Annotated in this window: 6 protein-coding genes; 2 read left to right on the plus strand and 4 right to left on the minus strand. The window is 69.3% G+C overall.

Annotation, left to right across the window (positions count from 1 at the left end; translation table 11 throughout):
• Positions 1-12 precede the first annotated feature (12 nt).
• On the plus strand, positions 13-1,209 hold the full coding sequence (locus tag ACFQ7Q_RS30065) for an MFS transporter (protein ID WP_383560473.1): 1,197 nt from the start codon (positions 13-15) through the stop codon (positions 1,207-1,209).
• A 198-nt stretch (positions 1,210-1,407) separates the two neighbouring features.
• Here ACFQ7Q_RS30065 and ACFQ7Q_RS30070 read toward each other — a convergent pair whose 3' ends face one another.
• The 4 genes from ACFQ7Q_RS30070 to ACFQ7Q_RS30085 form a co-directional block, all read right to left on the minus strand.
• A complete protein-coding gene (locus ACFQ7Q_RS30070; RefSeq protein ID WP_383560476.1) occupies positions 1,408-3,690 on the minus strand; it encodes an FtsX-like permease family protein in 2,283 nt (760 codons plus the stop codon).
• A complete protein-coding gene (locus ACFQ7Q_RS30075; RefSeq protein ID WP_383560479.1) occupies positions 3,687-4,346 on the minus strand; it encodes an ABC transporter ATP-binding protein in 660 nt (219 codons plus the stop codon). Before ACFQ7Q_RS30075 ends, ACFQ7Q_RS30070 begins: the two co-directional genes overlap by 4 nt.
• Before the next feature lie 70 nt (positions 4,347-4,416).
• The gene (locus ACFQ7Q_RS30080; RefSeq protein ID WP_383560482.1) at positions 4,417-4,842 is read right to left on the minus strand and encodes a hypothetical protein; all 426 of its coding nucleotides are present in this window, start codon (positions 4,840-4,842) and stop codon (positions 4,417-4,419) included.
• Between the two features lie 220 nt (positions 4,843-5,062).
• Positions 5,063-6,670 carry an MFS transporter gene (locus ACFQ7Q_RS30085; RefSeq protein WP_383560485.1) on the minus strand — a complete coding sequence of 536 codons (1,608 nt, stop codon included), beginning with the start codon at positions 6,668-6,670 and terminating at the stop codon, positions 5,063-5,065.
• 243 nt (positions 6,671-6,913) lie between these two features.
• On the opposite strand from ACFQ7Q_RS30085, the gene ACFQ7Q_RS30090 reads away from it, so the two are divergent.
• Positions 6,914-7,633 carry a TetR/AcrR family transcriptional regulator gene (locus ACFQ7Q_RS30090; protein ID WP_383560488.1) on the plus strand — a complete coding sequence of 240 codons (720 nt, stop codon included), beginning with the start codon at positions 6,914-6,916 and terminating at the stop codon, positions 7,631-7,633.
• Positions 7,634-7,702 lie beyond the last annotated feature (69 nt).

The raw sequence follows: 7,702 nt of genomic DNA on the forward strand, positions 1-7,702 counted from the left end.
CAAGGTCCTCGCATGTTCTCCTCCTTCCGCGGACTCCCGCCCACCGTGTGGACCGTCTTCGCCGGCACCGTGATCAACCGGCTCGGCTTCATGGTCACGCCCTTCCTCGTCTTCTTCCTCGCCACGCGTGATGTGACGGGGACCGAGACGACGTACGTCCTCGGTGCGCTGGGCGCCGGCAATCTGCTCGGCCCGGCGGTCGGCGGCGTCCTCGCCGACCGTGTCGGCCGCCGCCCGACGATGCTGATCGGGCTCGTCGGCTCGGCCGCGGCGCAGGGCGCGCTCTTCGTGGCACCGGGCGTCTGGACGATGGCGGTCGCGGCGCTGCTGATCAGCGCGCTGGGTGCGCTGGTCGGCCCGGCGGCGTACGCGCTGATGGCCGACGCGGTCGACGCGGAGCGCAGGCAGCGCGCGTACGCCCTGTTCGGCTGGGGCGTGAACATCGGTACGGCGGTGGCGGGCGTCCTCGGCGGCTTCCTGGCGGCGCAGGGCTACTGGCTGCTGTTCGCGGTGGACGCGGGGACGATGCTGATCTACGCGTTGGTGGTGGCGACCCGCCTGAGCGAGCCGCCGCGAGCGAAGGCGGCGGAGGGTTCGGACGACGGCATCGGCTACGGAGTCGTCTTCCGCGACCGACTGGCCCTGGCACTGCTCCCCCTCTTCGGCGTCGAGCTCTTCGTCTACTCGCTGACCGAGGTCGCCCTGCCGCTCGCCGTCCACGACAGCGGGCTCTCTCCGGCGGTGTACGGGGCGATGGCGGCGGTCAACGCGATCCTGGTGGTCGCGCTCCAGCCCTTCGTCACGGCCAGGCTGGCGCGCCTTCCCCAGCTCCCGGTGCAGGGCGCGGGCAGTGCCCTGATCGCGATCGGCGTGGCCCTGACGGGTCTGGCGGACGGGATCGTGGGCTTCACGGTGTCGGTGGTCGTCTGGTCCCTGGGCGAGGTGGTGGTCGCGGGCATCGCCGCGACGATCATCGCCAACCTGGCCCCACCCCACGCCCGCGGCCGCTACCAGGGCGCCTTCAGCTGGACCTGGGGCGTGGCCCGCTTCGCGGCCCTGACCCTGGGCGTGACCCTCTACACGAACCTGGGCCCGTCGACCCTCTGGTGGACGGCCCTGGCGGCGGGCCTGACAGCCGCGTCCCTGACGCTGGCACTGACGACCCGGGTGGCACGACGCACGGTCGGGGGGCACGAGCTGGTGGCGTGAGGGGGGCGGGGGGACGGCGACGGCGAGGGGTGGGGTGGTCGGGGGTGGGGCTGGGGGGGCGTGGGCCGGGGCCGGTGGCGAGTGCGGGTGCCGTGGGCCGGGCGCGTGGTGGCCGGGGGCTGAGGTTGCGGGACGCCGCGTCGCCGGGCGGCCCTCGGGGGCGGCCCGGCGACGACGGTGACGCGCCAGGGGGCGGAGTCAGTCGCGCCGGATGTGCTCAGGGTCGACGTGACGCCGTACGAGGGGCAGTGAGGCGACCGCGGCGGCGATCAGCACTCCGAGACAGCAGACGAGCAGCAGTGGCAACCCACTCCAGTCCCAGTGCACGGCCCCACCCCCGGTGATCAGATAACTCGACTCGGCCAGCCACCCGGTGACCACGGCCGCCCCGAGCCCGACGGCGAGCGGCAACACGACCTGCGCACACTGCACGACCCGCAACGTCGCCGCCTTGGCCCCGAGCAACGCGAGCGCGGCGACCTGCCCCCGCCGCTCCATGGCCCGATCGGCGACGGACACGACGAAGGCGGCAACGCTGATGACGAGACCGAGGACCATACCGGCGGCGAGGAGGCTGCGGATGACGGTGAGTTGGGCGAGGGACTCGATGACGATGCCGACGGGTTCGACGGTGGCGGTGGGGGCGATGGTGCCGAGGGCGTCGAGGGTAGTGCGGACAGTCTGAGGTTCGGAATCGGTGGCGAGAACGAGCTGGCCATCTGCGGGAAGCGTGCCGGCGGGAAGCAGAGCAGGAGGGACGAGCACGTCCGCAGCGCCCAGGTCGTACGACTCGTAGGTACGAGCGGTCAGCAGTTCCCTGGGGACACTGATCGTGAACTTCTTGCCGTCGTTCAGGAGGATGGGGAAGCTCCTGCCCGGTTGGGCATCCTCATCCGGCAAATTATCGGGGCGCTGCAGGCGGACGATCTTCCCGTCAACGCACCCGTGGGACGACTTGCTGAAGGCCTTGAGATGAGCGCAGGTCGCGACGGTCACGTCGATGGTTGCACTGTTGGCGTCGTTGGCGTTGGACCAGGTCGGAGTGCTGATGCCGTGTGCTCTGATTCCCTCTACCTTGGTCATGCTCTCCCGCTGCTGAGGCGTCAGCTCGGCGAGGCTGATCTTGTATTCCTGGATGGGTGAGGTGTTGCGGCTCACCTGGCTGAGTTCCACGAGAACGCCCTGGGTGAGGGACGTGGCGTAGACGAGCAGTACGAGTCCTGTGATCACGCGCAGCGAGGCGCCGGGCTCGACCTCGGCGCGACGCATGGCGAGCGTCAACGGCAGGGACCGTGCGGTGCTGGCCAACCGACGGGCGAGCCACGCGGTGATCGGCGGCAGCCCCAGGACCAGTCCGGCTCCGGTAAGCAGCACGGCAGCTGGGACAAGGATCGTGCTGGACGATCCGCCGGATGGATCTCTTCCCAACACGCTGAGGAGGCAGTAGCCGCCGATGACCCCCAGTCCCGGAACAAGCAGAAGCGTCCCGTAAACCCTGGGCGGCCTGCGCTCGGCTGTACGGCGGACGTTGAGTGGGGTGCGTGCGGCCGCCCGGGCGCCGTGGCGTCCGACGAACCAGGCAAGAGCCGGACAGAGGATCAGGCAGACGGCGAGCGTAGTGGCCTCGGGGCGCCCGTCGGTTGGGTACCAGTGGAGGCCTGGCAGGCCGATTCTTGCCATGATCTCGTTGACGACGACGTACCCACCGATGCCGAGCAACGCCCCGAGGAAGGCTGCGGCCACGGATTCGCTGGCACTGACGCGCAACGTGTCTTTGACGCTCAGTCCGACGAGCCGCAGTGCTGCGAGCCTGCGGGAGCGAGTCTCGGCCGAGAGCCGGGAACACACCGAGAGGAACACGACCAGGGGGAGTAAAACCACGCAGGCGAGGGTGAATCGCAGGATGTCGAGGGTGGATTCTTCGACGACCTCGGTTACGGGGTAGCGAGCGCCGAAGTGGTCGACGCGCTGGACACCCTCGCTAGGGAGCCGGGCATGCGTGGTGCCGATGTAGGCGTACAGCTCGTCGGGTCCGGCAAGTCCCTGCGGCCCGATCGTGCCAGTCACCTTGCCGGGTAGGAGTCCACCAACTCCTGGTGCCTCGGCAAGGAGCACGCGCAATTGCGGCGAGATGACGACTTCCCCGGCGGCCGGCAGTCGGTCGATGCCGGGAGGAACCGGCGTCCGACCGGACGATGATCGGGCGACGAACACCCGGTGCAGCGGCTGTGATCCGTAGGCGTCCTTGCGGCTGAATGCGACGGTGTCGGCGGTCGACCATCCGTCTTTCAGCTCGTATCCGGCTCGTGGCTCACGGGCGGCGGACCGGGCATCGTGGGCGGCGAGGATCGCAGGAATCGTGAGAACGGCGGCGAGACAGGCAACGCCTACGGAGCTGCCAAAGGTCATGAGCAGAAATCGGGTCCAGCCTCTGCGTCCGCCACGCCACAGCAGGACCAGGCCAAGGAGGAAGGGGTTCACTTCAGGATCCCGTCGGCCATCGTGTACCGGCTGTCGGCCTGTTCAGCCACCGTGGCGTCGTGCGTGACGATGACGACGGCAGTGCCCTGTTCCCGTGCGAGCCGTAGAAACTCGTCCAGTACGGCGGAGGCGTTGACGCTGTCGAGCGCACCGGTCGGCTCGTCTGCGAACACTACGTCCGGCCGGTGAACGAGTGCCCGGGCAACCGCCACGCGCTGACTCTGGCCACCAGACAGCTGAGAGGTCCTGCGCCGCAACAAGTCGGTCATGCCCAGTCGTCCGAGAACCTCGCCGGCCGTCGCGTGGGCAGGCGCCTTACGCTGGCCGGCTAGGCGGAGAGGGAGTGCGGCGTTCTCTTCGACCGTGAGCTCGGGCAGCAACTCACCGTATTGGAAGACGAATCCGAACCGTTCTCGTCGGAGAGTGCTCAAGTCGTCGTCGGAGAGTTTCGAGAGCGCAACTCCGTCGAACGAGACCGTGCCGTTCGACGGAGCCAGCACTCCTGCCAGGCAGTACAGCAGCGACGACTTTCCTGAGCCGCTACTTCCCATAATGGCTGTCACCTCCCCGCGCTTCAGCGAGAAGTCCGCGCCACTGACGGCCTTCTGCGTTCCGTAGAAGAGATCCACGCCCTTGGCGCGGAGAATGACTCGCATCCTGGTGTGACTCCCTCGCGTGCGGAGGGCGCATGCAGGCGCCCTCCGGAACCTTCGACGTTCGGAACGGCTACCGCCGGAGTGACTCCGGGCGCAGGTAGTGCAAGGTATCTGCACAATTATCCGGGCGAAGGGACCCGCGGTCGCGGCAGACGCGCAGCCACGCCTCGTTCGTGTACTGGGCGGCGCCGTCGTAGATGACCTTTTTCAGAGTGACGGTCTTCTTCTGCGTGCCGTAGAGGCGGCTCCAGCTGTAGCCCTCGACCTTGGACTCCAAGTAGACGTTGTGGCCATCCGCGGCATCGTCGTCCTTGAGCTTCACTTCAAAGTTGAAACCGCCGTGGTTCTGTCCCTTGAGCTCCCACTTGTACTTGCCCGTGGCAATCACACCGCGGGTGTCCATGCGCGGCAGGTTGTGCCACCCATCGGCCGCAGCCGCACTCGCCCCACCCAAGAACAACCCCACCGCAACCGCCACCGTCGCCAACTTCCGCACGCTTCCTCCAAATTGAGAGAGCACCCCGCTCGGGTGTTGCGGAAAGTGTTCCAGCGATTACGGAGAGCTTCACCCGCCGTAACGTCTCTGCCGCCCCGGACCCCCCGAACCGGTGACATCACCACACGAGTCGGAGCGTCGGGCGGTCCCGGAAACGCCGAAGACCCCGGCCGGTTTCCCGGGCGGGGTCCTCCGTGCGCTTGCTGGTGTCGCGGCGGGGTCAGCCGACGAGCTCCCGCTTGTCGATCGTGGCGCCCTCCGGGCCGTCCGCCTCCGGGCCGTCCGCGACCACGCCCTCGGCCGCCGCGCTCTCCGCGCCCGCCGCCACGCCCTCCGCGCTCTCCGCCGCCACGCCCTCCGCCCCCGCGCCCGGCTTCGTGTTGCGCATGACCACCGCCGCCAGGGCCGCCGCCGCGAGGACGCCGATCGCGCTGATCGTGAAGGTGGCCGACATCGAGGTCGTGAAGGCCTCCCGGGCCGTGTGCATCAGGCCGGCGTCGCCCTGCGCCGCCGCCAGGGCGCCGCCGATCGAGCCCTTCGCCTGCTCCGAGGCGTCCGCCGGCATCTCCGCGGCGAAGCGGCTCGAGAGGAGGGAGCCGAGGATCGCGATGCCGAGCGCCGTGCCGGCCTGCTGGATCGTGTCGTTCAGGGCCGAGCCGACGCCCGCCTTGTCCGCCGGGATCGTGCCCATCAGGGCGCCGACCGCGGCCGGCATCGCGAGACCGGCGCCGAGGCCGAGCAGGCCGAGGGCGACGGCCGGGACGGTGAAGCCGGAGGAGGCGTCGACCGTGGTCAGCAGACCGAACGAGGCGGCCATGGTGAGCAGTCCGGCCAGGACCAGGACGCGATAGCCGAGCTTCGCGGCGAGCCCGGCGCCGGCGGCGTTGCCGATCAGGGCGGCGACGGCCAGCGGCATGAACGCGAGGCCCGCCTTCACCGGCGAGTAGCCGAGGACGAACTGCAGGTACTGGGTGAGGACGAGCAGCAGGCCGCCGTTGCCGATCTGGACGAGGGTGAGCGAGAGCGAACCACCGCTGAAGTTGCGGTTCTTGAAGAGGACCAGCGGGACCATCGGCGACGCGGTGACGTTCTCCCAGATCACGAACCCGGCGAGTGCGGCGACCGCGACCACCAGGGTGATCACCCCACGGCCCTCGAAGGCGCCGTGCTGCGGGATCTCGATGATCCACCAGATCAGGGCGGTCATGCCGATCGCGGACAGCACCGCGCCGAGCGGGTCCGGCTTCTGCCACGGGCCCTTGGACTCCGGCATGAGGGTGAGCGCGGCGATCACGGCGAGCACGACGACCGGGACGTTGATGAGGAAGATCGACTGCCAGGAGAAGTGGTCGATGAGCACACCGCCGAGGATCGGGCTGCCGACCAGGCCGAGCATGGACACCGAGCCCCAGGCCGCCATCGCCTTGCTGCGCTCGTCCTCCTCGAAGACGGTGATGAGGATCGACAGGGTCGAGGGCATGATCAGCGCTCCGCCGACGCCCATCGCGATGCGAACGGCGATGACCTCACCGGGGTCGTTCGAGAAGGTCGCCGCCAGCGACGCCAGGCCGAAGAGCAGCAGGCCGATGATCATGACCTTCCGCCGGCCGAACCGGTCGCCGAGGCTTCCGGAGGTGAGCAGGAGTCCGGCGAAGACCAGGATGTACGAGTCGAGGATCCACTGGATGTCCTGGGCGCTCGCGCCGATGTCCTCGGTCATCGAGGGCACCGCGACCGTCAGCGCCATGCTGTCGACGACCAGGACCAGCGTGCTGAGGCACAGCACGACGAGGATCCACCAGCGGCGTGGATTGCGGACGGTTTCCATGGGAGTTCCTCTCGGGCGAAGCGCACGGTGTTCCTTCGGTGCGAACACTGTACGCAGACGCGTACGCCGTGCGCAACCATTCAATCCGTACGCAGCAGCGCACACTGTGCGCGGCATCCACTCCTGTACGCTGGATGCGAACGCTGTACGCACCCGTGTATGTACCTGTACGAGGGCGTACGGGCGTGTATGCGCCTCAGCTGATATGCGCCTGTACGTACCTGTACGCACCGAAGGAGGATCATGGCCGCCAAGTCGAACCCGATCCCGTCCGTCTGGGCCCGGCAGCAGGCCGCGCCCGACCAGCCCGCGCTCAGCCGCGCCGCGATCGTCCGCGAGGCCATCGTGATGCTGGACGCCGAGGGCACCGAGGCGCTGAGCATGCGCAAGCTCGGGGCCCGTCTGAACGCCGGCGCCACGTCCCTCTACCGGCACGTCGCGACCAAGGACGAGCTCATGGAGCTCGCGGTCGACGAGGTCTTCGGCGAGATCGTCGTGCCTCCCGTCGACAGCCCGGACTGGCGTGCAGCCGCGACCGAGGCCGCCGGCTCGTTCCGCGCGACGGCGCTGCGCCACCCCTGGCTGGCCTCGGTCCTCGGCCAGGCGGGCCTCGCCTACCTGGGGCCCAACCTCATGGCGTACTCGGAACGGATGGCCACCCTCTTCACGAACGTCGGCTTCCCCGAGCCGAGCCGGGCGATCGAGACCCTCCTGACGTACGTGATCGGGATGAGCACGACGGAGGCGGCCTGGCTCACGACGGTCGCCCGCTCCGGAGAGACGGAGGCCGAGTTCATCGCCCGCTTCACCCCCGCCGCCCAGCAGGCGGCGGCCGGACACGACTACCTGGTCGCGGCCTACGAGGCGTCCCTGAGCATCGATCCGGTCGAGATCCGCGACACGAAGTTCACGTATGGCCTGGAGGTCGTCCTGGACGGCCTCGCCCTGCGGCTCCCGCGCTGACCCACCGACCCCCACCGGCAGTCGCCGACCGTCACGGCGGCCCGTACGGCGAAGGGCGCGACCGACATC

Source organism: Streptomyces sp. NPDC056527 (assembly GCF_042794475.1).
Lineage (GTDB): Bacteria > Actinomycetota > Actinomycetes > Streptomycetales > Streptomycetaceae > Streptomyces.

Bases quoted from the DNA above. Each gene is read 5' to 3' on its own strand.
- ACFQ7Q_RS30090 (WP_383560488.1), top strand. From the start codon at position 6,914: ATGGCCGCCAAGTCGAACCCGATCCCGTCCGTCTGGGCCCGGCAGCAG.
- ACFQ7Q_RS30065 (WP_383560473.1), top strand. From the start codon at position 13: ATGTTCTCCTCCTTCCGCGGACTCCCGCCCACCGTGTGGACCGTCTTC.
- ACFQ7Q_RS30085 (WP_383560485.1), bottom strand. From the start codon at position 6,670: ATGGAAACCGTCCGCAATCCACGCCGCTGGTGGATCCTCGTCGTGCTG.
- ACFQ7Q_RS30075 (WP_383560479.1), bottom strand. From the start codon at position 4,346: ATGCGAGTCATTCTCCGCGCCAAGGGCGTGGATCTCTTCTACGGAACG.